This window comes from Chelatococcus albus, assembly GCF_030067675.1.
Lineage (GTDB): Bacteria > Pseudomonadota > Alphaproteobacteria > Rhizobiales > Beijerinckiaceae > Chelatococcus_A > Chelatococcus_A albus.
The window spans coordinates 79,089-100,642 of the sequence record NZ_JASJEV010000005.1; the positions used below are offsets into that span (position 1 = coordinate 79,089).

24 protein-coding genes are annotated in these 21,554 nt (G+C 68.8%); 10 read left to right on the forward strand and 14 right to left on the reverse strand.

Annotated features, from left to right (window positions below):
- The 4 genes from QNA08_RS09465 to flaF form a co-directional block, all read left to right on the forward strand.
- Nucleotides 1-474, forward strand: a 474-nt coding sequence (locus tag QNA08_RS09465) for a flagellin (RefSeq protein ID WP_283740457.1), incomplete at its 5' end; no start/stop codon positions are given.
- A gap of 197 nt (nucleotides 475-671) precedes the next feature.
- A complete protein-coding gene (locus tag QNA08_RS09470) occupies nucleotides 672-1,877 on the forward strand; it encodes a flagellin N-terminal helical domain-containing protein (protein ID WP_283740458.1) in 1,206 nt (401 codons plus the stop codon).
- A 67-nt stretch (nucleotides 1,878-1,944) separates the two neighbouring features.
- A complete protein-coding gene (gene flbT / locus QNA08_RS09475) occupies nucleotides 1,945-2,385 on the forward strand; it encodes a flagellar biosynthesis repressor FlbT (RefSeq protein ID WP_283740459.1) in 441 nt (146 codons plus the stop codon).
- Nucleotides 2,321-2,710 (forward strand): flagellar biosynthesis regulator FlaF, encoded by a 390-nt coding sequence (flaF, locus tag QNA08_RS09480; RefSeq protein WP_283740460.1) that lies wholly within the window; start codon nucleotides 2,321-2,323, stop codon nucleotides 2,708-2,710. Before flbT ends, flaF begins: the two co-directional genes overlap by 65 nt.
- A gap of 83 nt (nucleotides 2,711-2,793) precedes the next feature.
- Here the strand turns inward: flaF and QNA08_RS09485 are convergent, their stop codons facing one another.
- Complete coding sequence (locus tag QNA08_RS09485; RefSeq protein WP_283740461.1) at nucleotides 2,794-3,207, reverse strand: organic hydroperoxide resistance protein; 414 nt, start codon at nucleotides 3,205-3,207, stop codon at nucleotides 2,794-2,796.
- A 259-nt stretch (nucleotides 3,208-3,466) separates the two neighbouring features.
- Here QNA08_RS09485 and QNA08_RS09490 point away from each other — a divergent pair, with 259 nt between their 5' ends.
- Nucleotides 3,467-3,913 carry a MarR family winged helix-turn-helix transcriptional regulator gene (locus QNA08_RS09490; RefSeq protein ID WP_283740462.1) on the forward strand — a complete coding sequence of 149 codons (447 nt, stop codon included), beginning with the start codon at nucleotides 3,467-3,469 and terminating at the stop codon, nucleotides 3,911-3,913.
- 58 nt (nucleotides 3,914-3,971) lie between these two features.
- On the opposite strand, the gene QNA08_RS09495 is transcribed toward QNA08_RS09490, so the two are convergent.
- From QNA08_RS09495 to QNA08_RS09525, 7 genes are all read right to left on the reverse strand, one after another.
- Complete coding sequence (locus tag QNA08_RS09495) at nucleotides 3,972-5,522, reverse strand: flagellar biosynthesis protein FlgL (RefSeq protein WP_283740463.1); 1,551 nt, start codon at nucleotides 5,520-5,522, stop codon at nucleotides 3,972-3,974.
- Between the two features lie 14 nt (nucleotides 5,523-5,536).
- A complete protein-coding gene (gene flgK / locus QNA08_RS09500; RefSeq protein ID WP_283740464.1) occupies nucleotides 5,537-7,375 on the reverse strand; it encodes a flagellar hook-associated protein FlgK in 1,839 nt (612 codons plus the stop codon).
- Nucleotides 7,376-7,464: 89 nt separating this feature from the next.
- On the reverse strand, nucleotides 7,465-8,754 hold the full coding sequence (locus QNA08_RS09505) for a flagellar hook protein FlgE (RefSeq protein ID WP_283740465.1): 1,290 nt from the start codon (nucleotides 8,752-8,754) through the stop codon (nucleotides 7,465-7,467).
- A gap of 284 nt (nucleotides 8,755-9,038) precedes the next feature.
- Complete coding sequence (locus tag QNA08_RS09510) at nucleotides 9,039-10,073, reverse strand: YcjF family protein (protein ID WP_283740466.1); 1,035 nt, start codon at nucleotides 10,071-10,073, stop codon at nucleotides 9,039-9,041.
- Nucleotides 10,074-10,083: 10 nt separating this feature from the next.
- Nucleotides 10,084-11,532 (reverse strand): YcjX family GTP-binding protein, encoded by a 1,449-nt coding sequence (locus tag QNA08_RS09515; protein ID WP_283740652.1) that lies wholly within the window; start codon nucleotides 11,530-11,532, stop codon nucleotides 10,084-10,086.
- 94 nt (nucleotides 11,533-11,626) lie between these two features.
- The gene (locus QNA08_RS09520; protein WP_283740467.1) at nucleotides 11,627-12,151 is read right to left on the reverse strand and encodes a SixA phosphatase family protein; all 525 of its coding nucleotides are present in this window, start codon (nucleotides 12,149-12,151) and stop codon (nucleotides 11,627-11,629) included.
- Nucleotides 12,152-12,217: 66 nt separating this feature from the next.
- Complete coding sequence (locus tag QNA08_RS09525; RefSeq protein ID WP_283740468.1) at nucleotides 12,218-12,601, reverse strand: winged helix-turn-helix transcriptional regulator; 384 nt, start codon at nucleotides 12,599-12,601, stop codon at nucleotides 12,218-12,220.
- Nucleotides 12,602-12,770: 169 nt separating this feature from the next.
- Between QNA08_RS09525 and QNA08_RS09530 the strand changes: the two genes are divergently transcribed.
- Nucleotides 12,771-13,625 carry an SDR family oxidoreductase gene (locus QNA08_RS09530; RefSeq protein ID WP_283740469.1) on the forward strand — a complete coding sequence of 285 codons (855 nt, stop codon included), beginning with the start codon at nucleotides 12,771-12,773 and terminating at the stop codon, nucleotides 13,623-13,625.
- Nucleotides 13,626-13,722: 97 nt separating this feature from the next.
- Here QNA08_RS09530 and QNA08_RS09535 read toward each other — a convergent pair whose 3' ends face one another.
- The 6 genes from QNA08_RS09535 to QNA08_RS09560 all read right to left on the reverse strand — a co-directional run bounded on the left by QNA08_RS09535 (nucleotide 13,723) and on the right by QNA08_RS09560 (nucleotide 17,123).
- Nucleotides 13,723-13,956, reverse strand: coding sequence for a helix-turn-helix domain-containing protein (locus QNA08_RS09535; RefSeq protein ID WP_283740470.1), 234 nt, complete (start codon nucleotides 13,954-13,956; stop codon nucleotides 13,723-13,725).
- Between the two features lie 7 nt (nucleotides 13,957-13,963).
- Nucleotides 13,964-14,551 carry a DUF2975 domain-containing protein gene (locus QNA08_RS09540; RefSeq protein WP_283740471.1) on the reverse strand — a complete coding sequence of 196 codons (588 nt, stop codon included), beginning with the start codon at nucleotides 14,549-14,551 and terminating at the stop codon, nucleotides 13,964-13,966.
- Nucleotides 14,552-14,591: 40 nt separating this feature from the next.
- Nucleotides 14,592-14,765: a hypothetical protein gene (locus QNA08_RS09545; protein ID WP_283740472.1), complete on the reverse strand. Its 174-nt coding sequence runs from the start codon at nucleotides 14,763-14,765 to the stop codon at nucleotides 14,592-14,594.
- A gap of 424 nt (nucleotides 14,766-15,189) precedes the next feature.
- Nucleotides 15,190-16,035, reverse strand: a complete 846-nt coding sequence (locus tag QNA08_RS09550) for an AAA family ATPase (RefSeq protein WP_283740653.1) — start codon at nucleotides 16,033-16,035, stop codon at nucleotides 15,190-15,192.
- Nucleotides 16,036-16,193: 158 nt separating this feature from the next.
- Nucleotides 16,194-16,499, reverse strand: coding sequence for a hypothetical protein (locus QNA08_RS09555; RefSeq protein ID WP_283740473.1), 306 nt, complete (start codon nucleotides 16,497-16,499; stop codon nucleotides 16,194-16,196).
- Nucleotides 16,500-16,655: 156 nt separating this feature from the next.
- On the reverse strand, nucleotides 16,656-17,123 hold the full coding sequence (locus tag QNA08_RS09560; protein ID WP_283740474.1) for an Lrp/AsnC family transcriptional regulator: 468 nt from the start codon (nucleotides 17,121-17,123) through the stop codon (nucleotides 16,656-16,658).
- A gap of 143 nt (nucleotides 17,124-17,266) precedes the next feature.
- Here QNA08_RS09560 and QNA08_RS09565 point away from each other — a divergent pair, with 143 nt between their 5' ends.
- From QNA08_RS09565 to QNA08_RS09580, 4 genes are all read left to right on the forward strand, one after another.
- Nucleotides 17,267-18,556 (forward strand): cystathionine gamma-synthase family protein, encoded by a 1,290-nt coding sequence (locus QNA08_RS09565; protein WP_283740475.1) that lies wholly within the window; start codon nucleotides 17,267-17,269, stop codon nucleotides 18,554-18,556.
- A 152-nt stretch (nucleotides 18,557-18,708) separates the two neighbouring features.
- Nucleotides 18,709-19,092, forward strand: a complete 384-nt coding sequence (locus tag QNA08_RS09570) for a hypothetical protein (RefSeq protein ID WP_283740476.1) — start codon at nucleotides 18,709-18,711, stop codon at nucleotides 19,090-19,092.
- Nucleotides 19,093-19,235: 143 nt separating this feature from the next.
- A complete protein-coding gene (locus QNA08_RS09575; protein ID WP_283740477.1) occupies nucleotides 19,236-19,616 on the forward strand; it encodes a hypothetical protein in 381 nt (126 codons plus the stop codon).
- 174 nt (nucleotides 19,617-19,790) lie between these two features.
- Complete coding sequence (locus tag QNA08_RS09580; protein WP_283740478.1) at nucleotides 19,791-21,545, forward strand: cation:proton antiporter domain-containing protein; 1,755 nt, start codon at nucleotides 19,791-19,793, stop codon at nucleotides 21,543-21,545.
- Nucleotides 21,546-21,554: the final 9 nt, after the last annotated feature.

Here is a 21,554-nt window from a genome sequence, read left to right on the forward strand (position 1 = left end):
GTCGCGGAGCTGCGCACGCAGATCGACCAGCTGTCGAAGGATGCCAGCTACAACGGCATCAACCTGCTCGCCGGCGACTCGATGACCACCTATTTCAACGAGACGGGCTCGAGCAAGCAGAAGATCCAGGGTGTCTACTTCGACTCCACCGGCCTCAAGGTTTCGCTCGCCAAGAACGACTTCCAGGCCGACTCGGACATCAACGCGGCCCTCGCCGAGCTGAAGAGCGCGGCCGAGACGCTGCGCGCCCAGGCATCGACCTTCGGCGCCAACCTCTCGGTGCTGCAGAACCGCCAGGACTTCACCAAGGGCCTCGTCCACACGCTCACCACTGGCGCGGATGCCCTGGTGCTCGCCGATCCGAATGAGGAAGGCGCCAAGCTCCTCGCCCTGCAGACGCGCCAGCAGCTCTCGCAGACGGCCATGTCCATGGCCAACCAGTCCGAGAGCGCCGTCCTCCGCCTCTTCGGCTGAGGACGGTCCGGCGGACGAGCGGACCGACGAAGGAAAGACGCGGCGGCGGGGCCCTCCCCGCCGCCGCTTCGTTTTCGGCCACGATTGCGGCGAACCGGCGGATAATCGGCCCGTTAACCCTCCATTAGGGTTAACAAAGCATTCTCCCGGGCGATCGAGGGGGCAAGCAAGCCCCCCATTTCACCACGGGGTTGCGCATGTCCGATATTGTCCTGTCTCAAGGCGTTCGCCAGAACCTTCTGTCGCTGCAGAAGACCGCGGATCTGCTCGGTGTCACGCAGAACCGCCTCGCCACCGGCAAGAAGGTCAATTCCGCCTTGGACAACCCGGGCAACTTCTTCACCGCCTCCGGCCTCAACGCCCGCGCCAGCGACCTCGGCCGCCTGCTCGATGGCATCGGCCAGGCGGTGAAGACGCTGGAGGCGGCCGACGGCGGCATCAAGGCACTGACCAAGCTCGTCGAGACTGCGCAGGCCACCATGCGTCAGGCCCTGCAGTCCGCCTCGACCTCGCCGAAGGTCGTGGCCGAGAAGGCGACGAGCGCGACGACAGCCCTCGTCGGCGCCGCCCCTGCCCTCGGCATGACGGCCGGCGACCAGCTCATGATCAAGGTCGGCGCTGCTCCGGCTGTGTCGATTGCGGTCGCGGCCGGCGACACGGTCCAGAACCTGATCGACAAGATCAACACGAACACGACGCTCAACCCGGCCGCCGGCCCGAAGACCGTCCGCGCCTCGCTCGACGACTTCGGCAAGCTGCGGATCGAGACCCTCGACGGCAACGACCTCGGCCTTGAGGTGCAGGACTCGACCAGCGTCCCGGTAAACCGACTGAAAAACCTCTTTGGCACCAACGTGCCGGACGCGACGGGTGTCCACACCGTCAAGGGTTCGATCAACACCGTCCGCCAGGCCATGGCGAAGCAGTTCGACGAGCTGCTCGTGCAGATGAACCAGGTGGCGAAGGACGCGAGCTACAACGGCATCAACCTGCTCAATGCCGAGTCGCTGCGCGTCGTCTTCAACGAGGCGAACACGAGCTCCCTCGTCATCGAGGGCGTGCGCTTCTCGGCGGACGGCCTCGGCATCGGCGGCTCGATCTCGCAGTTCCAGTCGGACGCCGACATCGCCGTCGTGGTCGACCAGCTCACCAAGGCGCTGACGAAGCTGCGCTCGCAGGCCTCCACCTTCGGCGCCAACCTCACGGTGGTGCAGACCCGGCAGGACTTCACCAAGCAGGCGATCCTGACGCTCAACACCGGTGCCGACCAGCTCGTCCTCGCCGACAACAACGAGGAGGGCGCGAACCTCCTTGCCCTGCAGACGCGCCAGCAGCTCTCGCAGACCGCCCTCTCGATGGCCGCCCAGGCGGACCAGGCGGTGCTACGCCTCTTCGGCGGCTGAGGCGTCGCAAGACCGCGGCGGGGGCGACTGTCCCCGCCTCCCCTTCCTTGCGCAAGGAGGCGAGGCAATGGCGCTCAAGGTGGAACTCAAGCCGCACGAGCGGATCATCATCGGCAAGGTCGTCATCCGCAACGACGACCAACGCACGCGCCTCTTCATCGAGGGCGAGGCGCCGATCCTGCGCGAAAAGGACATCCTCAACCCGGCGAGCGCCGACACGCCCGCCAAGAGCATCTATCTCGCCGTGCAGCTCATGTACCTGTCGCAGGACCTGAGCCCGCACTACGAGGCCTATTTCGAGCTGGTCCGCCAGTTTCTCGAGGCCGCACCGAGCGCTCTCGCGACTGTGGCCGAGATCAATAACCGCATCTTAAGCGGCGATCTCTACAAGGCACTGAAGGCCGCCAAGAGCCTGATAGAGTACGAGCAGGAGTTGATCGCGCATGCAACACGCGGCGACCGCCTACGCCAGGGTGGCCCAAACGACCCAATCCCCCAGGGAGCTTGAAGCCAACATTCTGATGAAGGCCGCGACCAGGCTTCAGGCCGTTCGCGACGACTGGCCCGCCCGGGAAGGCGATCTCGACGGTGCCCTCACCTACAACCGCAAGCTCTGGACGATCCTGGTGACGTCGGTGACGCGCGAGGACAACCCCCTGCCCAAGCCCCTGCGGCAGAACATCGCCAATCTCGGTCTGTTCATCTTCAACCACACCCTTTCGATCCTGAGCGAGCCTGCTCCGGAGAAGCTGGCGATCCTCGTCAACATCAACCGCGAGCTCGCGGCCGGCCTGCGTACCCGCCCTCCGGTGGAGCTGAAGGCCGCGAGCTGACCACGGGCCTTCTGCGAATTCGCGAGCCCAGAGGGCCGGCGTTGCGCCGGCCCTTTCCTTTGACGACCCCTGCCGACCGCCGCTCACGCGACGCTCAGACGCACGTCCACATTGCCGCGGATCGCATTCGAGTAGGGGCAGACCTTGTGTGCCTTCTCGACAAGCGCATCGGCCTCGGCCTTGTCGATGCCGGGCAGCGCGATCCTGAGATCGACGTCGATACCGAAACCTCCGGGGAGCTCACCGATGCCGACCTCCGCCGCGACTGTCGCCTCCGCCGGCAGGCGCTTGCCCTCCTTGCCGGCGACGAACTTCAACGCTCCGAGAAAGCAGGCCGAGTAGCCGGCGGCGAAGAGCTGCTCGGGATTGGTGGCGCCGCCCGGGCCGCCCATCTCCTTCGGCACCGCCAGCGCCACGTCGAGCTGGCCGTCGGAGGTTCTGGCACGGCCGTCGCGCCCGCCCGTCGCCGTCGCACGCGCCTTGTAGAGGATCTTCATCGCTTGCTCCTTCATCCGGGAGGCACGGCAGCGCCTCCTTCACCTCGATGCGTTATCAATTGCACGCATTTTAATTGTGCGCAATTGAATTCGACGCACTGCACCCATGCACAAACTGATCGTGCACAAGCGAAAACCGGCTACCATAGGAACGAAGCGGGAGCGGCTGCCGTCGGGCGGCCCGAGCAAGCGAACCGGTCTCGCGCCGGCCTCATGCCCGCGTGCCATCGAGCGCGAGCGACGGAAGGAGCCGACACGCGTGCGACGCAAGGCGGATGAATCCCTGCGGCTCGACAACCAGGTCTGCTTCGCCGTCTACGCGGCAGGCCATGCCTTCACGCGCGCCTACAAGCCGCTGCTCGGCAAGCTCGGGCTCACCTATCCGCAGTATCTCGTCATGCTGCTTCTCTGGGAGCACGACGGCCCGACGATGCGCGAGATCGGCGAGCGTCTGCATCTCGATTCCGGGACATTGACGCCGCTCCTGAAGCGGCTGGAAACGATGGGCCTCGTCCATCGCGCGCGCCTGCCCGAGGATGAACGGCAATTGCGCGTCACCCTCACCGACAAGGGCCGCGCCCTCAGGGAGGCCGCGGCTGACGTGCCTCGGGCAATCGGCTGCGCCAGCGGCCTCGCGCCGGACGAGGCGAAGCGCCTCCGCCACGAACTCGTGGCGCTGCAGGCTGCGCTCGCCCGCGCCCAATGAGACAGCGCGCGAGAGGGTTCCCGCGCGCTTTCTTGACCCATGGAGGCCGACGACGGCCTCACAGATAATTGGTGAGCGTCAGCTTCGACAGGATGGCCGTCGTCTGATAGGTCGCCTGCAGGCGCGTCTGCAGGGCGAGGATCGAGGCGGCGACCTGCTCCTGGCTGATGTTCTCGACGCCGTCCACGACCGAGTTGAGGAAACCTTCCGTCGTCTTGTGCCGCTCCGTCGCCGCCTTCATGGCGGTGCCGGCATTGGCGAGCTCGACGATGATGTCCTCCACGCGTTGGGTGCCACCGGGATAGTCGAGGTTGGTGCGGATGCGCTCCGCCACCGCATCGTAGCGGGCGGCGGCCGTCGTCTCGCTCGCGGGGAAGGTCTCGGCGGCGAGCACGGCGAAATGCGCGAGCGCATGGGCGATGCCGTCCTCGTTCGCTTGCGCGCCGATGGCCGCGACCTGCGAGCTGTCGATGCGAAGGACCGACGAGGCACGCGCGGCGAGCGAATCGACGCCGCCGCCGGAGGGCTGCGACGTGCCCTTGTACCAGACGACCGTGTCGGCCGTCGTGCCCGGCACGGTCGTCACCGCGCTCTCCGGCGCGCCGGCGATGCGCTTGGGCGGATTGTCGAGCGTGCCGGCGAAGAAGTTCTTCGACGCCACGATGGACGAGGAGGCGGCGAGCGCCGTGCGTGCCTTCTGATCGACGGCGCTGCCGAGTGCCGCCTCGAGATTGGTCGCCGTGTCGGCCGGCGTCGCGCCGATGATGAAGGCCTTCTCGGTCGAGCTCGGGTTGGGCGTCATGCGCGCCACGAGCTCGATCGTCTCCTGCGTCCCGTCGGGCAGGGTGAGGAGAACGCTGACCTTGTCGCCGTCCTTGGGCTGGGCCGCGACGTCGAACGAGACCGTCGTGGGCGATCCGCCCGGACCGGTGACCGGCATCGCCGTCGTGTTGCTGGACGTCGCCCCGCTGATCTTGAAGCCGAAGGGCAGGCCCGCGACCGTCTCGCCGAGATTGACGGTGGTGCCCGCCCGCGACAGCGCGAGGCGCCCGAGGTAACGCCCGCTGCCGTCGAGCGCGCCGCGGTCGGCGCGCTTGCGCTCGTCCATCAGGGCCTTGAGGCCGGCCCGCGCGCCGTCCCCATTCATCATCAGGTCGAAGGACTCCACCGGCTTCACGTCCGCCGCCTTCCCCGAGAAGAGGTAGCGGCCGTTGGCGCCGGTATTGAGAAGGTCGATTGCCTCGCGCAAGCGCTCCTCGGCCTGCTTCTGACCGAGCGTGCGCCCGTCCGGAGCAGGGGTGAAGTTGCCGGGCGGGACGTCGGTCTTGGCTTCGCGCGTGATCTTGGCGATGCGCTCCAGGCTCTGGTTCATGAGCTTGAGGCGCAGGTCGCCGTCCTGGATGCTCGTCTTGTAGCCGGCGATCGTCGAGAGCTGGGCCCGGAAATCGAGGCTCGTGCGCCGGTCGAAGCCGAGGCCGCCGTAGGTATCGGAGAGCTTGCCCGTCGAGATCTGCTGCATGAGCGTGTTGAGCTCGGCACGCATGTTCACGAAGAGGCTGCTCGACCGCTGCGCCGAGACGGAACCGGGTTTGAAACTGTTGATGGCCATCGTCGGCCCTCTCCTCACATCCGCAACAGCAGGTCCATCATGTCCTTGACCGCGGTCATCACGCGCGCATTGGCGGAGTAGGCGGTCTGCAGCACGATGAGCTGCGACATCTCCTGGTCGACATTGACCCCGGCCGTCTCGGCAAAGCGTGCCTCCACCGCGTTGAGGACGATCTTCTGCCCTTCGTCGAGCCTCTTGGCGACCTCGGCGTTGCTGCCCTGCCGCTCGACGATGCGCCGGGCGAAGTCACCGATATTGCCGACGTAGGGGGCCGAGCCGCCGCCGATGCCGGTCTCCGGCGCGAACATGAAGTTCGTCTTCGTCAGGCGGTCGAGAACATATTGCGGCCGCTGCGAGTCACCTGCCGGCGTCGTCGCGCTGAAGACGACGAGCTTCGAGCGGTCGGCGATGAGCGCCGGATTGACGGCGATGCGCTGCGCGAAGCCGGTCTTCTGCGCGCCTGCCTCGAGCGAGCCGGTGTAGGGCGCGCTGGCATTGCCCGCGTCGACGAAGAGCGGCAGCTCGACCCCGCCGGTCAGGCTCGTCGCCGTGATCGAGGCCGAAAGGCCCGTAATGTCGACGGGCGGGCCCCCGTCGTCGACCACGCTGAGCGTGCCGGCGGCGAAGGTGACAGTGACATTCGGCCCGAGCGCGGCCTTGATCGCCGCCTCGACGCTGGCCGCAGGGCCGGAGAAGTCGATGCTGACGACGCTGTCCGTCGGATCAGCGGTCGTGTTGCCGGGCAGTGTAGCCGAGGGGCCGCTCGCATTGACGAAGGTCACGCGCTTGGTGACGCCGCCGTCGACATAATCGACGGTCACGGCATTGCCCCGCTGCAGCCCCGTCAGGTCCACCTGGAAGCCGTTGGCGATCGCCGTGCCCGCCACCTGCCTGTCAGACACGGCGCTGGCGAGGCGGGCGGCGAGCTCGTCGAGCTGGCGCTGCGCTTCCACCAGGATCTTGTCGCGCTGCTCGACATAGGCCGCGATCTCGCCGGAGCGGATCATGCCGGTGGCGAGGAGGTCGATGCTGCGGCCGGACTGGTCGACCGCCGTGATCGTGCCCACGCCGCGCTTCGTCGCATCGGTGTCGTAGAGCGCTCCGGCCCCGATATTGGCCCGCTGGTCGAAGCTCAGCTTCAGCGCCGAATTGCCGTCGAAGAGCGTCAGGCCGCCCGTCGTCGCGATGCTCACCGAACCGTTGGCGTTCTCGGTCACCTTGACGTCGATGAGCCGCGACAGCTCGTTGATCATGCGGTCGCGCTCGTCGAGCAGGGCCGCGCTGGGCCGCTCGGTGCCCGTGCCGACAATCTTGGCGTTGACGTCGGTGATGCTCGTCAGGAGGTCGTTCGCACGTGAGACCGAGGCCGCGAGCGCCGCCTCGGCATCATTGCGCAGCCCCTGGATGCTGTTGGAGATGCTGTTGATGCGGGTCGCCAGCGTCTGCGCCTTCTCGAGGACGGCCGAACGTGTCGAATAGGACGAAGGGTCGGTGATCAGCGCCTGGAGCTGCTTGGTCAGGTCGTTGAAATTCGTGTCCAGCGCCCCCGTGCCGCCGGGCCCGCCGTAGAGCTGGTCGAGCGTCGTGTGGTAGCGCGCCTTGACGTCCGTATAGGCGCCCCCCGCCGTTTCCAGGCGGAGCTGGCGCTGCAGGATACGGTCGAGGATGCGCTCGATGCCGGCATTCGTGACGCCGGTCGTCTGCCCGCCGACGACCTGCTGCACGGCGTTGAGCCGCCGGCGCGTGTAGCCGACGGAATCGGCGTTGGAAACGTTCTGCGCGACGACGTCGATGCCGGCTTGCGTCACACGCAGGCCCGACAGCGCCGCTCCGAGTGTGGACATCATGCCCATGACAGCACTCCGGCTCTGGTGGGGGATGCGGCGAAGCGTCAGCCGCCTCGCCGCCCGCCCTCACTCACGAGAAACGATCGCCGCCCGCCTCAGCGGACGATGTTGATGACGTCGGACAGCATCTGCTGCGCCGTGGTCACGACGCGCGTGTTGGCCGAATAGGCCTGTTGCGTGACGATCATCTTCGAGAATTCCTCGGCGATATCGACGTTGGAGGCCTCAAGCGCGCCCGACGCGACCGACGAGGAGCCGAGGCCGTAGATGGGCGCGCCGGATTCGAAGGTCTCGGCGAAGATGCCGCCGTTGAGGCGCTGCAGCGAGTTGTCGGCGTTGAACTGGGCGATCTGGATCTGCGACAGCGGCAGGACCTGGCCGTTCGAGTAGCTGCCGTTCACGCGGCCGTCGCTTGAGATGGTGATGCCGTTGAGCTTGCCCGCCGTGTAGCCGTCCGCCTTGAGGTCGACCTCCGCAAGGCCGCTCGCATTGGCGTATTGCGTGAACTTGCCGGTCGGGAAGTTGATGGTCACGTTGCCGATGGTCTGCCCGTTCGCCACGAGGGGCGAGAGGTTGAAGGGGCCCACGGCGCCGGCGGGGCTGCCGTCGGCATTGAAGGAGACGTTGCTGCCGGCCTTCGTCCATACGTCGGGCGGATTGTTCGAGCGGTAGAACATGCCCCATGTACCATCGCTGAACTTGCCCCAGCGCACCTCGAGGCTGACGGCATCGCCGGCCGCCGTGTAGACCGTGGTCGTACCGCCGGCGATCGACTGGCTGAGGAAGGCGCTCTCGTTGGCGGCGGAGATGCTCGTCGTCGCCGGCGGGAAGATGGCGCCGTTCATGGCCGTCGCCCCGCGCGGCAGGTTGCCGGAATAGGTGATGGTCGCAGTGCGTTTCGCCGGGATCGCCGTGGTGGGAAGCTGGATCGGCCCCGTCGTGGCGCTCGGCGCGCCGGTCAGCGGGTCGAAGGCGCGGCCGACGAGATAGTAGCCGGACCCGTTCACGAGGTAGCCGTCGCGGTCGACCTCGAAATCGCCGCGCCGGGTGTAGAACTGCTGGCCGTTGAAGCTCGGCAGGCCGTTCGTGTAGCCGCTGCGCTGCGCCACCGTGAAAAAGCCCTCGCCATTGAGGGCGAGATGCGTGCCGACGGAGCTGTTCTGGCGGTCGCCGGGCGTCGAATTCGTCGCCCGCGCATAGGCGGCGACCGAACCCGCCACCTCGCGTCCGCGCGGCATGTCGGGAATGAGATCGGAGAAGGCCGTATCCACCCGCTTGAAGCCGGTCGTCTGCGAATTCGCGATGTTGCCCGAGATGTTCTCGAGCGCGTAGGACTGTGACCTGAGGCCCGACACGGCCGTCAGCATGGCACCGAAAACGCCCATGACTCTCTAACCTCCACGACCGCCGCCGGCATGAGGCCGGCCCGCGCACTCTGGCGGGCCCGGCTGGCGCGGCGGACACACGCAACCGCGGCAGGCTGCGCAAGGCTCATGCCAAGCCCGAAAGCGTTCATTCGCCTGGGATTTCCCGTCGAGCGAGGGGGGAGACCCGGCCAAAAGGGCTCGGTGGCCGACGTCCGACGGGCAGGATTTGCCGGGTCGGACACCCCTTCCCTGCTCGCCGCGACGCGGCCCGGGAGCATGCCCGGCCGCGCGGGATCACGCCCTCAGCGCGCCTCGCCGGGCGCCTCCGCCCCGGCCGGCTCGCCAGCCTTGCGGTCGAACAGGCTCGCTGCGACGTCAACAAGTGCCGGCGCCTCCAGGGCCGCGAAGGGCATCGGCCGGCACACGGCGATGGCCGACAGGCCGACGCGCGCGGTGAGGAGGCCGTTGAGCACCCCCTCCCCGAGCCTTGCCGAGACGCGTGCCGCGAGTCCGAGGCCCATGACCTGCTGCAGGAGGCCGTCGCCCACCGCGATGCTGCCCGTGAGCGTCAGGTGCGTGAGCACATGGCCAGAGAGCCGCAGGAAGCCAAGGAATCCGGGCCTGCCGCCATAGAGCGCCGCGATGCGTCGCACGAGCCGCGCCGAGGCATAGAGCACGAAGGCGACGTCGACGATCGCCCGCGGGCTGACCGCCGTCACGAGCGACACCTGCCGGGCAGCCTCGGCGACGATGCGCCTCGCCTCGCGGTCCATGGCTGTCATGAGCTCCCGCTCGGCGATGGCGAGCCGGTCGGGTGCGTCGATAATGGCGTCCCCGAGCGCGGCGATGGCGGCCCTCGCGCTGGCCGTCTCCGGCCTGCGCGCATAGAGCGCCGCGAGGTCGCGCACGACCGCCTCGGCCGCGGCGTCATCCTTCCTCTCCCGCGCCTCGGCTGCCCGGCGCCGCAACGCCTCGATGCGCCGCTCGCGCAGGACGCCCGCCGCCTCGCGCCCGAGCAGGCCGAGGAAGGCCAGGCCGGCGAGGGCAGCGAGCCCGAGCGCCAGCCAGCCGAAGGCCGGATGGCTCGCGAACAGCTCTGCGATCATGCGCTCGAGCGCGAGCCCGAGGCCCATGAGCAGCAGGCCGCCGAGCGCCGAGAGGAGCAGGCCGAGCCATGGCATGCGCCGTCGGCGCGGGGCGACCCCGGCGACCTCGGCCGCCGGCTCCTCGTCCGGAACGACGACCACGCCGCCCGACGTCACCGCGGGTGTTTCGCCCTGGGGCAGGCTGACAACGTCGGGATCGTCGAGGCGGAAGGCGCGCGGCGCCTTGCTCATGCGGACCTCCTCAGGCGAGCCTGTCGCCGATCAGGAATTCGAGCGCCCGGTCAAGGCGGATGTGCGGCAACGCCGCCAGGCGGCCGCCCGCATCCGCGATGCGCCGGGGCGGGCGGAAGCGGGGAAAGCGCAGCGACCCGGCCTCGACGGCACCGGAGAAGATCGCCTGCGGATCGTCCGGCAGCTCGCCGGGGAAGATCGCGGCCTCGCTGTCGCCGTCGAAACACTGGTTGCCGATGCGCTCGCCCGCCTCCGGGGTGCCCGCGATGGCCGCGAAGGTCTGCGCGCCGTCGCGCACGCCAACCTCGCGCGTCGCCCGCACGGAGGCGAGCGCCATCGTCTCGGCTGCGGCACCGGCGCCCTTCGTGCGGCGCAACGCCCGCTCGACGAGGAGGCGCAGGATCGCCTCGAGCCGGGCATGGTCGCGGCGATGCAGATGGTCGGCCTTGGTCGCGGCGAACAGCACCTTGTCGATGCGCGGTGCGAACAGGCTCGAGGCGAGCGTGTTGCGACCGGCGCGGAAAGCCGCGAGCACGCGGTCGAGCGCGGTCTCGAGTTCCGCCAGCGCCGCCGGCCCGGCATCGAGCGCCGAGAGCACGTCGACGAGCACGATCTGCCGGTCGAGCCTGGCGAAGTGCTCGCGGAAGAAGGGGCGCACGACCTGCGCCTTGTAGGCCTCGAAGCGCCGCTCCATCTGCGCCGCAACACTCCCCGGCACGATCGGCGCGTCGGGCGCGAGCACGAGCGGCGAGAAGGTCAGCGCCGGCGAACCGTCGAGGTCACCCGGCATGAGGAAGCGGCCGGGCGGCGTCGTCGCCACCGCCTCGGGCCCCGCGCGCAGGGCCGCGAGATATTGCTTGAACAGCTCGCTCGCCCGGGCGATGGCCGGCTCCTCCGCCGGCTCGTTCGCCCCGAGCGCGGCAAGATGCGCGTGCCACGCGGCGGCAAGCGGCGCCCGATCCGGCTTGTGGCTTCCGGCGAGCGTGTCGCGCGACCATTCGGAATAGCTCGTTTCGATGAGCGCGAGATCGAGGAGCCACTCACCCGGGTAGTCGACGATGTCGAGAGCGAGCGTCGCCGGCCCCCGGCGCCAGCCGGCGGCACGCTCGTAGTCGATCTCGACCCGCAGCTCCGCGATGCGCCGCGTCGATTCCGGCCAGCGGCGGCCGGGCTCCGCGAGGGACGCCATGTGCTCCTCGTAAGGGAAGCGCGGCACCGTGTCGTCCGGCTGGTCGGCGAGCCGCGCCCGCCGCAGGCGCCCTTCGACCGAGACGCGGAAGACCGGCATCGGCGTCGTGTTGACGAGATGATGCACGAGCGCGGTGGTGAAGACCGTCTTGCCCGAGCGGGCAAGCCCCGTGACGCCGAGCCGCACCGTCGGGCGCACGGCGTTCGCGGCGTAGTCGGCCAGACTCTTCAGGGCGTCGACGGTATCGTCGAGAAAGGACGGCGGTCTCACGCGCGGCAAGGTGGCCCTTCCGGTCGCGCGCTTCAAGGTATCCGGTGCCCGCCTCCCGCCTTTCGGCACGCGCCGACCGTCGAGCGGCGGCGCGTCACTCGCCTTCGCCCCCGAGGCTCTTCGGCGTGACGAAGCGGTCGAGGCGCCCCGCCCGTTCGGCGACCTCGCGCCAGTCCTCGACGGGAAAGTCGATCACCGCGATGCCGCAGGTCGGGAACTTGTGCGTCATGCGGGCGTAGGCGTAGCGGTCGCCATGACCAATGAGGACGCGCGCCAGGTCCTCGAAGCCCGGGTTGTGGCCGATGACGAGGAGGGTGCGCACGCCGGCCTCCGTCTCGCGCACGACGTCGAGCACGGCCTGCGCCCTGGCCTCGTAAAGGCGCTCGTCCTCGCGGGCCGGCACCGTCTCGGCGAAGGCGGGCGCGACGATCTCCCACGTCTCGCGGGCCCGCCGCGCGGGCGAGATCAGCACCAGATCCGGCGTGAGATGCTGTTCGGCGAGATAGGCGGCGATCCGCGGCGCCGCATGCCGCCCCCGCGGCGCGAGCGGGCGCTCGCGGTCGGGAACGCCCTGCGGCCAGTCGGACTTGGCGTGGCGGAACAGGATGAGACGGCGCATGGCGTCAGGCTACAATGGCCCCGTCCGCCGGCAAACATCCCCGCGTGCATCGCGCGGGCGCGCCGTTCACAGGGCTGTCTGCGGCTGCGGCGGCACATAGGCGCGACGGGCCGCCCAGACGGCCGCGTGGTTCTCGTCGGCCCATTCGACGAGGCTGACGAGCGGGCCAAGCAGCGAGCGGCCGAGCGGGGTCAGCGCATAGTCCACGCGCGGCGGGATGGTGGGCTCGACCGTGCGCGACACGAAGCCGTCCTGCTCCAGGCGCCGCAGCGTCTGGGCGAGCATGCGTTGCGAAATGTCGCCGATCGCGCGCTTGAGCGCCGTGAAACGCATCGCCCCGTCCCTCAGCTCCATGAGGACGAGGAGGCTCCAGCGGTCGCCGATGCGGTCAAGCACATCGCGCACCGGGCAGGGATGGAAGGCGTCCGCCTTCAGCCGTCGCGCCGGCATGGTGGTCTCTCCCTTGGGCCGCGAGGGCAGCCGGTTACTCTGCCGTCACCGAGTGACGCAAGCCGCCCTCCTTGTGACAGGCGACGCCCTCCTCTAGATCGCCACATGGTATCCAATCAATACCGACACTCGAACCGTAACCGATCCAGGGACGCGAAGGAGACCATCGATGATCGTGATCACGGGTGCCGGCGGCCAGCTCGGCCGCCTCGTGGCAGAGGCTCTGGCGGAGCGTGTGCCCCCCGCTGCGGCGACGCTCGCGACGCGCGATCCTGCCAAGATCGCCGATCTCGCCGCCCGGGGCTTCAGGACGGTGCGCGCCGATTTCGACGATCCCGCGAGTCTCGACGCCGCCTTCGCAGGCGCCAGGACCGTGCTCGTCCTCTCCGGCGACGCACCGAAGGACGTGCGCATCAGGCAGCACCGCGCCGCCATCGACGCGGCGAAGAAGGCCGGCGTCGGCCGCATCGCCTATACGAGCTTCACCAACGCCACCCCGGCGAGCCTGTTCCCCTTCGCCTGGATCCATGCCGACACGGAAGCCTATCTGAAGGCCTCCGGCGTGCCCTACACCATCCTGCGCGACAACCAGTATGCCGAGAACCTGACGAACGCGCTGGCCCGCGCGCGAGACAGCGGTGTGCTCGCCCTGCCCGGCGCCGCCGGCAAGGTGGCCTACATCACGCGGGCCGACATCGCTGCGGCCATCGCAGGCGCGCTCACCGGCAGCGGCCACGAGAACAGGACCTATGAGCTCACCGGATCCGAGGCACTCGATCTCGACGAGATCGCCGAAGTCCTCGCGCGCAAGCGCGGCATGGCGGTCAAGGCGGTCGATGCCGGTCCGCAGGAATTCGGCAGGATCCTCGCCTCCGCAGGCCTGCCGCCGTTCCTCGTCGAGGCCCTGATCGGCCTCTACGCCGCCGTTGCGGCCGGCGAGTACGCCGCCATCTCGCAGGATGCCGAGCGCCTCGCCGGCAGGCCCATCGAGCCCGTCTCGGCCTACGTTGCCCGCGTCGGCTGACAAGATCGCGCATCCGTGCGGGGCGCTCTTCCCGGGCGGGCGCCCTGCACCCGGTCGCGGCCGATGCAGCGGCGCATCGGCAGGGTGCGGCTTCTCGTCAGGCCGCGCCTTCGCCGGCGGCAGGCAGATCCGGCCGGTACTCCAGGATGTCGCCCGGCTGGCAGTCGAGCACGGCGCAGATCTTCTCCAGGGTCTCGAAGCGCATGCCCTTCACCTTGCCGGACTTCAGCAGCGAGACGTTCTGCTCGCTCAGGCCGATGGCCGCGGCGAGCTCCTTCGAGCGCATCTTGCGCTTCGCCAGCATCACGTCGAGGTTGACGACGATCGCCATGCGCCCCTCACACGAACTGCCGGTTCTCGTGCGCGAGCCTGACCGCCTCGCGGAAGATGGCGGCGAAGGCGAGGATCGCCCAGCCGGCGAGGAAGGCGACCAGGTCGCTGCCCTCGATGAGGAGCGCCATGACGCGCTCTTCCGGCGCATTGTCCATGGTCAGGAGCACGCTCGTGGCAAGCCGCGCGAAGGGCGCCGCAACGCTCGTGACGATGAGCACGAGCGCAAAGCGTGACAGGCGCAGGGCGTTCTCCTCCTCGAACACGACCCCACGCGCAAAGGCCGTGAAGAGCCGTGCGATCAGCACGAGCCCGTACATGCTCGGCCCGACGATCAGCATGGACAGGGCGAAAGCGAGCGCCCGCGTCTGCGCGCTCGTGTCGATGGGCCGGCCGGCGACGCCGAATTCGGTCGCCAAGCGTCCCTGCACGAAATCGAGGTCGGCCCAGCTCGCAGCGAGCGCCAGCGGCCAGAGGAGGGCGAGCAGGACCGCCAAGACCGCCACGAAACGCCCGATGCGGCGGATGCGCCTGAACCCCGCATCCGCGATCCCCGATGCGGATGGCGGGCCGGCCGCACGACGAAGCTTGAACATGGTCGACACTCGCGGAAACAGCACGGAAAACGCCCGCCGGTCAGCAGCGGATGAGAGCGAAGGCGCTGCGGCAGCGCACCGTCACGCCGCTCGCCGCAAGCGTTATCCCGACGAGGCCGAGGAGCACAACCACGAGCAGCACGCCGACCGTCGCGCAGACGCGGGAACGCCGCCTGTCGCGCGGCTGGCCGGCCCCCGCCTCATCCCCTGACACCCTTGTCTCCGATCAATGAATCAAATGTATGAATTCAAGTAATATATTAATTTATGCACGTCAAACGCGATCAAGGCGGCTATCCGCGCGGCGGAGCTCCACGAGGCAGCCGGCGCCGGGCATGACCAGCCCCGACATGAAGCCGGGTTTTTTCCTGAGCGAGCGCAATGTCCTGTGCATGGGCCCGTTGCGCGAGGAAATGAAGGCGCATGTATGCCGGGGACGGGCCGCAATGCAACCACGATCGGCATTTCCGCCGAGGAGATCTGTCGCCTGCCCCCACGGCCGATGCGCAGCAGCGCCTTCCCGAAGACGTCGGAGATCGGCGGTTACGTGCCGCCATTCCGCGACCTGGACCTGAATGCACTCGGCGGTGGAACCCGACCGGTGCCATTCCGCCATGCGAGGCGCGTGGGGCCGGCGGTCAGCGCCCCTCGCGGCGCGTCATGAAGGCGAGTTTCTCGAAGAGACTGACGTCCTGCTCGTTCTTCAGCAGCGCGCCGTGCAGCGGCGGGATGAGCTTGCGCGCGTCGCGCTCGCGCAGCGTCTCGGGGCCGATGTCCTCGGCCATGAGGAGCTTCAGCCAGTCGAGGAGTTCCGAGGTCGAGGGCTTTTTCTTCAGCCCCGGCACCTCCCGGATCTCGAAGAAGAGGCGCAGCGCCTCCTCGACGAGACGCTTCTTGATGGCGGGAAAATGCACCTCGACGATGGCGCGCATCGTCTCCTCGTCCGGGAAACGGATGTAGTGGAAGAAGCAGCGGCGCAGGAAGGCGTCGGGCAGCTCCTTCTCGTTGTTGGAGGTGATGACCACGATCGGACGCTGCTCCGCCCGCACGGTCTCGCCCGTCTCGTAGACATGGAACTCCATGCGGTCGAGTTCGAGCAGGAGGTCGTTGGGGAACTCGATGTCCGCCTTGTCGATCTCGTCGATGAGCAGCACGGGGCGACGGCCGGAGGCGAAGGCCTCCCACAGCTTGCCGCGCTTGATGTAGTTGCGGATGTCGGAGACGCGCGGGTCGCCGAGCTGGCTGTCGCGCAGGCGCGACACCGCATCATACTCGTAAAGGCCTTGCTGCGCCTTGGTCGTCGATTTCACGTGCCAGGTGAGGAGTGGTGCAGCAAGCGCCTTGGCGATCTCCTCCGCAAGCACGGTCTTGCCGGTGCCGGGCTCGCCCTTCACGAGAAGCGGACGTTCGAGAACGATCGCCGCATTGACCGCAACCTTGAGATCCTCCGTCGCGACGTAGGAATCCGTGCCGTGAAAGCGCATGAAGCCCGTACCACCCAGTCGATGCATCGTCTCGTCCCGCGGCCGCCGATCGCAGGCCGGGTGCCGCCGGAACGCCGCGCACCTTAGGCAACGGGAGGCACGTCGGCAATCCGGCGCCGCGAATGGCTTCGCGGCGAAAGGGCCGAGCGCCTGCAGCGTCAGTCGCGATAATGGCCGTAGGCCGGCGCCCCCCAGCCGCGCTTGCACTTGATCTTTTCCTTGTACTCGTCGCCGTCCCACTTGCGCTCGATCTCGCAACCGCCGCGACGGTACTTCTCCTTGTAGGCGTGATGCTTCCGATAGCGGCGGTAGCCGCCCGCGGACCATCCGTCGTCGTCACGCTCGTAACCGCCGCGCCAATGCCCCTTGCCGCTTTCATCCTTCCAGGAGTCGGCCGCGGCGGTCCCGACCAGCCCCGCCGTCAGGCCGACGGCGAGCATCACCACGGTGCCGCGGATCGCCATGGGAAAACTCCTTGTCCTGTCCCACATCTTCACAACGCCACAAACGGCTGAGGGTTGCAGTGTCGGCAACCAAACCTGAACGTCACCGCAACGGGGCTACCCGTGACGGAATGGGACGCACAGGAACCGCGACGGCCGCACCGCTTCCCGGGAGCCTCATGGGATGACTGAGGGGAACACGGCGCCGTCCTTGACGATGCCCATGGCAAAGTTCGACTCGATCGCGCTCACGCATTTGAGGCGCGTGAGCTTGGCCTTGACGAAGCGCTCGTAGCTCTCGAGCCCGTCGGTGACGACGCGCAGGAGATAGTCCTGGCTGCCGGTCATCAGATAGCAGGCGACGACCTCCTCCCAACCGGCGATGGCCTTCTCGAACTCGGCGATGTCCGCCTCGTTCTGGTGCTTGAGCTTGATCGACACGAAGACATTGATGGGCAGACCGTAGGCCTTCTGGTCGACGAGCGCCGTGTAGCCGCGGATGACGCCCGCGGCCTCCAGCCGGCGCAGGCGCCGCAGGCAGGGCGAGGGCGACAGGCCGACGCGCTCGGCGAGCTCCTGGTTGGTGATGCGGCCGTTCTCCTGCAGGACGCGCAGGATACGCCGGTCGGTCTGATCGATCGTCATCTGTCCCGACGAGCCCTTTCGCTGGCAGATTCTGCCCTTGGCAAGGGCTCCTGCTATCCTCTTTTGCCGAGCAATGCCACGCCGGGCACCCTATCGTCGCGACAACACCCGCGCCCGCGCGGATCGGCGGATCGGAGGCTCACATGACGGCGGCTGACTACCACAAGGATCGCATCGGCAACCACAAGCTCCGCCCCGAGACGCTGATGCTCGGCTACGGCTACAACCCGGCCCTGTCGGAGGGAGCCGTCAAGCAGCCGGTTTTCCTGACCTCCACTTTCGTCTTCCGCTCGGCGGAAGAGGGGCGCGACTTCTTCGACTACACTGCCGGCCGGCGCGAGCCTGCGCCAGGCGTCGAACCGGGCCTCGTCTACACGCGCTTCAACCATCCCAATTCCGAGATCGTCGAGGACCGCCTCGCCGTCTACGAGGGCGCCGAGATGGGAGCGATCTTCTCGAGCGGCATGTCGGCCATCGCCACGACGCTCCTCACCTACGCCCGTCCCGGCGACGTGATCCTGCATTCGCAGCCCCTCTACGGCGGCACCGAGACGCTGGTGGCGAAGACCCTCGCCCCGTTCGGCATCGGAGCGGTCGGCTTCGTCGACGGCGTGAGCGAGGCGGCCGTGCGCACGGCCGCCGAGGAGGCCATGGCCAAGGGCCGGGTCTCCGTCATTCTGGTCGAGACACCGTCGAACCCGCTCAACAGCCTCGTCGACCTCGCCCTCGTTCGGCGCGTGGCGGACGACATCGCCACGCGGCAGAAGCACAAGCCGCTCGTTGTCTGCGACAACACCCTGCTCGGCCCGATCTTCCAGAAGCCGCTCGACTTCGGCTCCGACATCGTCGTCTATTCGCTGACGAAATATGTCGGCGGCCACTCCGATCTCGTGGCCGGCGCCGCCCTCGGCCGGCGCGAGCTGATCAGACCGGTGAAGCTCCTGCGGGGCGCCATCGGCACGCAGCTCGACCCGCATTCGGCCTGGATGCTCGCCCGTTCGCTCGAAACCCTGTCGCTGCGCATGACGGCGGCCTGCCGCAGCGCCGAGGCGGTGACGCGCTTCCTCGCTGCCCATCCCAAGGTGCACAAGGTCTACTATCCGGCCGAGCTCCCGCAGGGCAGCCCCGCGCGCGCCGTCTTCGAGCGCCAGTGCACGGCGGCCGGCACCACCTTCTCCTTCGACATCGCCGGCGGCGAGGCGGAGGCTTTCAGGTTCCTCAATGCCTTGCGCATCTTCAAGCTGGCGGTGAGCCTCGGCGGCACGGAATCGCTCGTCTGCCATCCGGCGACGACGGTCCATTCCGGCGTGCCGAAGGAGACGCGCGAGCGCATCGGCATCTCGGACGCGACCATCCGCATGTCGATCGGCATCGAGCATCCCGACGACCTGATCGCCGACCTCACCCAGGCTCTCGCCGCGAGCGGGCCGTGACGGGCGCGCTCCGCGACCGCCGGAAGCGTCGCGACAACGTGTAGGAGCACCACCCCCAGGAGCCTTGACGCGCCGCGCCGGCCGGCGCCATCGTCCGCCGTGCGGGACGGCGCTTCGCCGTCCGTGCCGCGACCCTTGTGGAGGGTGGCGTCATGGCGTTCTTCAGGCCGCATGCGGCCGTCGTCGTGGGGCTTATGCTCGCAGGCTGCGTCTCCACGATCGAGAGCCGCGAAAATCTCCTCGCGGCGGCGGGGTTCCGGGTGAAGCTCGCCGACACGCCCGACAAGTTCGCCGGGCTCTCGCAGCTTCCGCCGCACAAGTTCACCCGGCGCACGCTCGCCGGCCGGCTCACCTACCTCTATGCTGACCCCGACGTCTGCAAGTGCCTCTACTACGGCGACGAGGCCGCCTATCAGCGTTACCAGCGCATAGCCTTCGAGCAGCGTCTCGCCGACCAGCAACGCACGACGGCCATCATGCTGCAGGACGCCGCGTGGCGGTGGCGCTGGCGCGGCTGGGGGCCCTATTGGTGGTGACGCTCGGCAACGGCGCTTGACCAACTGCCGCCCCTCCGGCAACGTCGAACCACAGCGGGACGATGGAGAATTGTTCCGCCTTTTTTCGGGCTCTTCAGCCGCGTTTCCATCACCTGCAAAGAGACTAGCCGGAGCCGACCGCCATGCCGAAGCTCGTACCCCTGCTCGCCGCCGTGACCGCCGCATCCGTCCTCGCCGGTTGCGTGTCGACGGTCGAGAACAGGGAGAACATGCTCGCTGCGGCGGGCTTCAAGGTGAAGGTCGCCGACACGCCGGACAAGGTTGCTGCGCTGACGGCGCTGCCGCCGCACAAGTTCGCACAGCGCAGCCAGGACGGGCGCATCACCTATCTCTATGCCGATCCGACGATCTGCAAGTGCCTCTACTACGGTGACGAGACGGCCTATCAGACCTACCAGCAGATGGCCTTCCAGCAGCGCCTGGCCGACCAGCGGCAGATGACGGCGATGATGCTGCGCGACGCCTCGTGGAACTACGGCGTGTGGGGGCCTTTCTGGTGGTAGCCGCCAGCTGAGCCTGCGTCGACGGCTGTTCCGCCACGACGGAGGCGCGGTGCAGCAGGGGCGCGGGCGGCGGCGAGACCGCCGTGCCCGCGATGTCCGCTCCAGCTGATTTTCTTGGCGACCTGCCCCGCCATCGCCCACTATGAAAGGTGTACGCCCAATCGCGGAAGGCCGATGGCCGCAGCTCTTCCTATCGAAGCCTACAAGGACGCCCTTATCGTGCTCGCCACGGCGGGCATCGTCGTGCCGGTGGTGCACCGGCTGAAGATCAGCCCGGTGCTCGGCTTCCTCGGCATCGGCATCCTCATCGGCCCCGACGGCCTGTCGCGCCTCGCCAGCGCCTTCCCGCCCCTGCGCTACATCACGGTGAGCGATGCCACGCAGATCGAGCGCGTGGCCGAGTTCGGCGTCGTCTTCCTCATGTTCGTCATCGGCCTCGAACTCTCCTGGACGCGCCTGTGGACGATGCGGCGCCTCGTCTTCGGCCTGGGCGCGGCGCAGGTGGTGCTGTCGAGCGTCGTGCTCGCACTCGCCGCAGCCGCTCTCGGCGCCCCTCCCGATGCAGCGGTGGTGCTCGGGAGCGCCCTGGCCCTGTCGTCGACGGCCGTCGTCCTCGGCGCGCTGACCGAGCGCAGGCGCCTTGCCACCGGCGCCGGGCGCGCGAGCTTCGCCGTGCTGCTCTTCCAGGATCTCGCGGTCGTACCCATCCTCTTCATGGTGGGCGTGCTCGGCGCCCGCACCGACGGCTCGGTCGCCGGGGGGCTCGCGCTTGCGCTCACGCAGGCGGTGCTCGCCATCGGCGTCATCGCCGGGCTCGGGCGCCTCGCGCTGCGCCCCCTCTTCCGCCTCGTCGCCGCCACCGACAGCCCCGAGCTCTTCATGGCCGCGACGCTGCTCGTCGTCGTCGGCACGGCGTTCGTCACCGGCGCGGCGGGGCTCTCCATGCCGCTCGGCGCCTTCATCGCCGGCCTGCTGCTCGCGGAGACCGAGTTCCGCCGCGAGGTCGAGGTCACCATCGAGCCTTTCAAGGGCCTCTTGCTCGGTGTCTTCTTCCTGAGTGTCGGCATGCAGGTCGACATCGGGCTCGTGGCGCGTGAACCGCTCCTGCTCCTTGCAGCCGTGCTCGGGCTCGTCGTCGCCAAGAGCGCCATCCTCTTCCTGCTCGCCCGGGCCTTCGGCCTGTCGACCCCTGTCGCTGCCGAGCTCGGCCTGCTGCTCGGTCCGGGCGGCGAGTTCGCCTTCGTCGTCCTGGGCATCGCCGTGTCGCTGAAGCTCATCGGTGCCGAGACCGGTGACCTCGCCCTCGTCCTCACCGCCCTGACCATGGCGCTCATCCCGGTGCTCGGCCGCTTCGCCGTATGGGGCACCGTGCGCCTCGCGCCGGACGACGAACTGCCGGCGGAGGCGCGCGTTGCCCCGCCGGAGGATGGCACGGCACGCGCCATCGTCATCGGCTGCGGGCGTGTCGGCCAGCTCGTCGCCGACATGCTGGAGGGCCAGCGCATCCCCTATCTCGCGGCCGACGCCAATGCGGCCCTCGTGGCGCTGCTGCGACGCACGGGAAAGCCGGTGTTCTACGGCGACGCCACGCGGCGCGAATTCCTGCGCCGCTGCGGCATCGAGGAGGCACGCGCCCTCATCGTCACCATCGACGCCTCGCGCGCCGTGGACGATATCGTCTCGATCGCGCGCGGGCTCCGGCCCGACCTCGTCATCGTGGCACGCGCCCGCGACGCTCGCCACGCGAGCCATCTCTACACCCTTGGCGTCACCCACGCCGTGCCCGAGACCATCGAGGCAAGCCTGCAGCTGTCGGAGGCAGCGCTCGTCGGCCTCGGCGTGCCCATGGGGCTCGCCATCGCCGCCGTCCACGACAGGCGCGACTTGGTGCGCCAGGAGCTCAAGGCCATGAAGGGCGAGCGCCGCTGACACCTTCCG

Excerpts from the sequence above, each read along its gene's own strand:
- QNA08_RS09550 (WP_283740653.1), bottom strand. The coding sequence starts at position 16,035 with ATGCGCTTTCACGGCACGGATTCCTACGTCGCGACGGAGGATCTCAAG.
- QNA08_RS09470 (WP_283740458.1), top strand. The coding sequence starts at position 672 with ATGTCCGATATTGTCCTGTCTCAAGGCGTTCGCCAGAACCTTCTGTCG.
- QNA08_RS09510 (WP_283740466.1), bottom strand. The coding sequence starts at position 10,073 with ATGAGCAAGGCGCCGCGCGCCTTCCGCCTCGACGATCCCGACGTTGTC.
- QNA08_RS09520 (WP_283740467.1), bottom strand. The coding sequence starts at position 12,151 with ATGCGCCGTCTCATCCTGTTCCGCCACGCCAAGTCCGACTGGCCGCAG.
- QNA08_RS09495 (WP_283740463.1), bottom strand. The coding sequence starts at position 5,522 with ATGGCCATCAACAGTTTCAAACCCGGTTCCGTCTCGGCGCAGCGGTCG.
- QNA08_RS09530 (WP_283740469.1), top strand. The coding sequence starts at position 12,771 with ATGATCGTGATCACGGGTGCCGGCGGCCAGCTCGGCCGCCTCGTGGCA.
- QNA08_RS09575 (WP_283740477.1), top strand. The coding sequence starts at position 19,236 with ATGCCGAAGCTCGTACCCCTGCTCGCCGCCGTGACCGCCGCATCCGTC.
- QNA08_RS09565 (WP_283740475.1), top strand. The coding sequence starts at position 17,267 with ATGACGGCGGCTGACTACCACAAGGATCGCATCGGCAACCACAAGCTC.
- flaF (WP_283740460.1), top strand. The coding sequence starts at position 2,321 with ATGCAACACGCGGCGACCGCCTACGCCAGGGTGGCCCAAACGACCCAA.
- QNA08_RS09535 (WP_283740470.1), bottom strand. The coding sequence starts at position 13,956 with ATGGCGATCGTCGTCAACCTCGACGTGATGCTGGCGAAGCGCAAGATG.
- QNA08_RS09580 (WP_283740478.1), top strand. The coding sequence starts at position 19,791 with ATGGCCGCAGCTCTTCCTATCGAAGCCTACAAGGACGCCCTTATCGTG.
- QNA08_RS09485 (WP_283740461.1), bottom strand. The coding sequence starts at position 3,207 with ATGAAGATCCTCTACAAGGCGCGTGCGACGGCGACGGGCGGGCGCGAC.
- flbT (WP_283740459.1), top strand. The coding sequence starts at position 1,945 with ATGGCGCTCAAGGTGGAACTCAAGCCGCACGAGCGGATCATCATCGGC.
- QNA08_RS09525 (WP_283740468.1), bottom strand. The coding sequence starts at position 12,601 with ATGCCGGCGCGACGGCTGAAGGCGGACGCCTTCCATCCCTGCCCGGTG.
- QNA08_RS09540 (WP_283740471.1), bottom strand. The coding sequence starts at position 14,551 with ATGTTCAAGCTTCGTCGTGCGGCCGGCCCGCCATCCGCATCGGGGATC.
- QNA08_RS09505 (WP_283740465.1), bottom strand. The coding sequence starts at position 8,754 with ATGGGCGTTTTCGGTGCCATGCTGACGGCCGTGTCGGGCCTCAGGTCA.
- flgK (WP_283740464.1), bottom strand. The coding sequence starts at position 7,375 with ATGGGCATGATGTCCACACTCGGAGCGGCGCTGTCGGGCCTGCGTGTG.
- QNA08_RS09555 (WP_283740473.1), bottom strand. The coding sequence starts at position 16,499 with ATGGCGATCCGCGGCACCGTGGTGATGCTCGCCGTCGGCCTGACGGCG.
- QNA08_RS09560 (WP_283740474.1), bottom strand. The coding sequence starts at position 17,123 with ATGACGATCGATCAGACCGACCGGCGTATCCTGCGCGTCCTGCAGGAG.
- QNA08_RS09570 (WP_283740476.1), top strand. The coding sequence starts at position 18,709 with ATGGCGTTCTTCAGGCCGCATGCGGCCGTCGTCGTGGGGCTTATGCTC.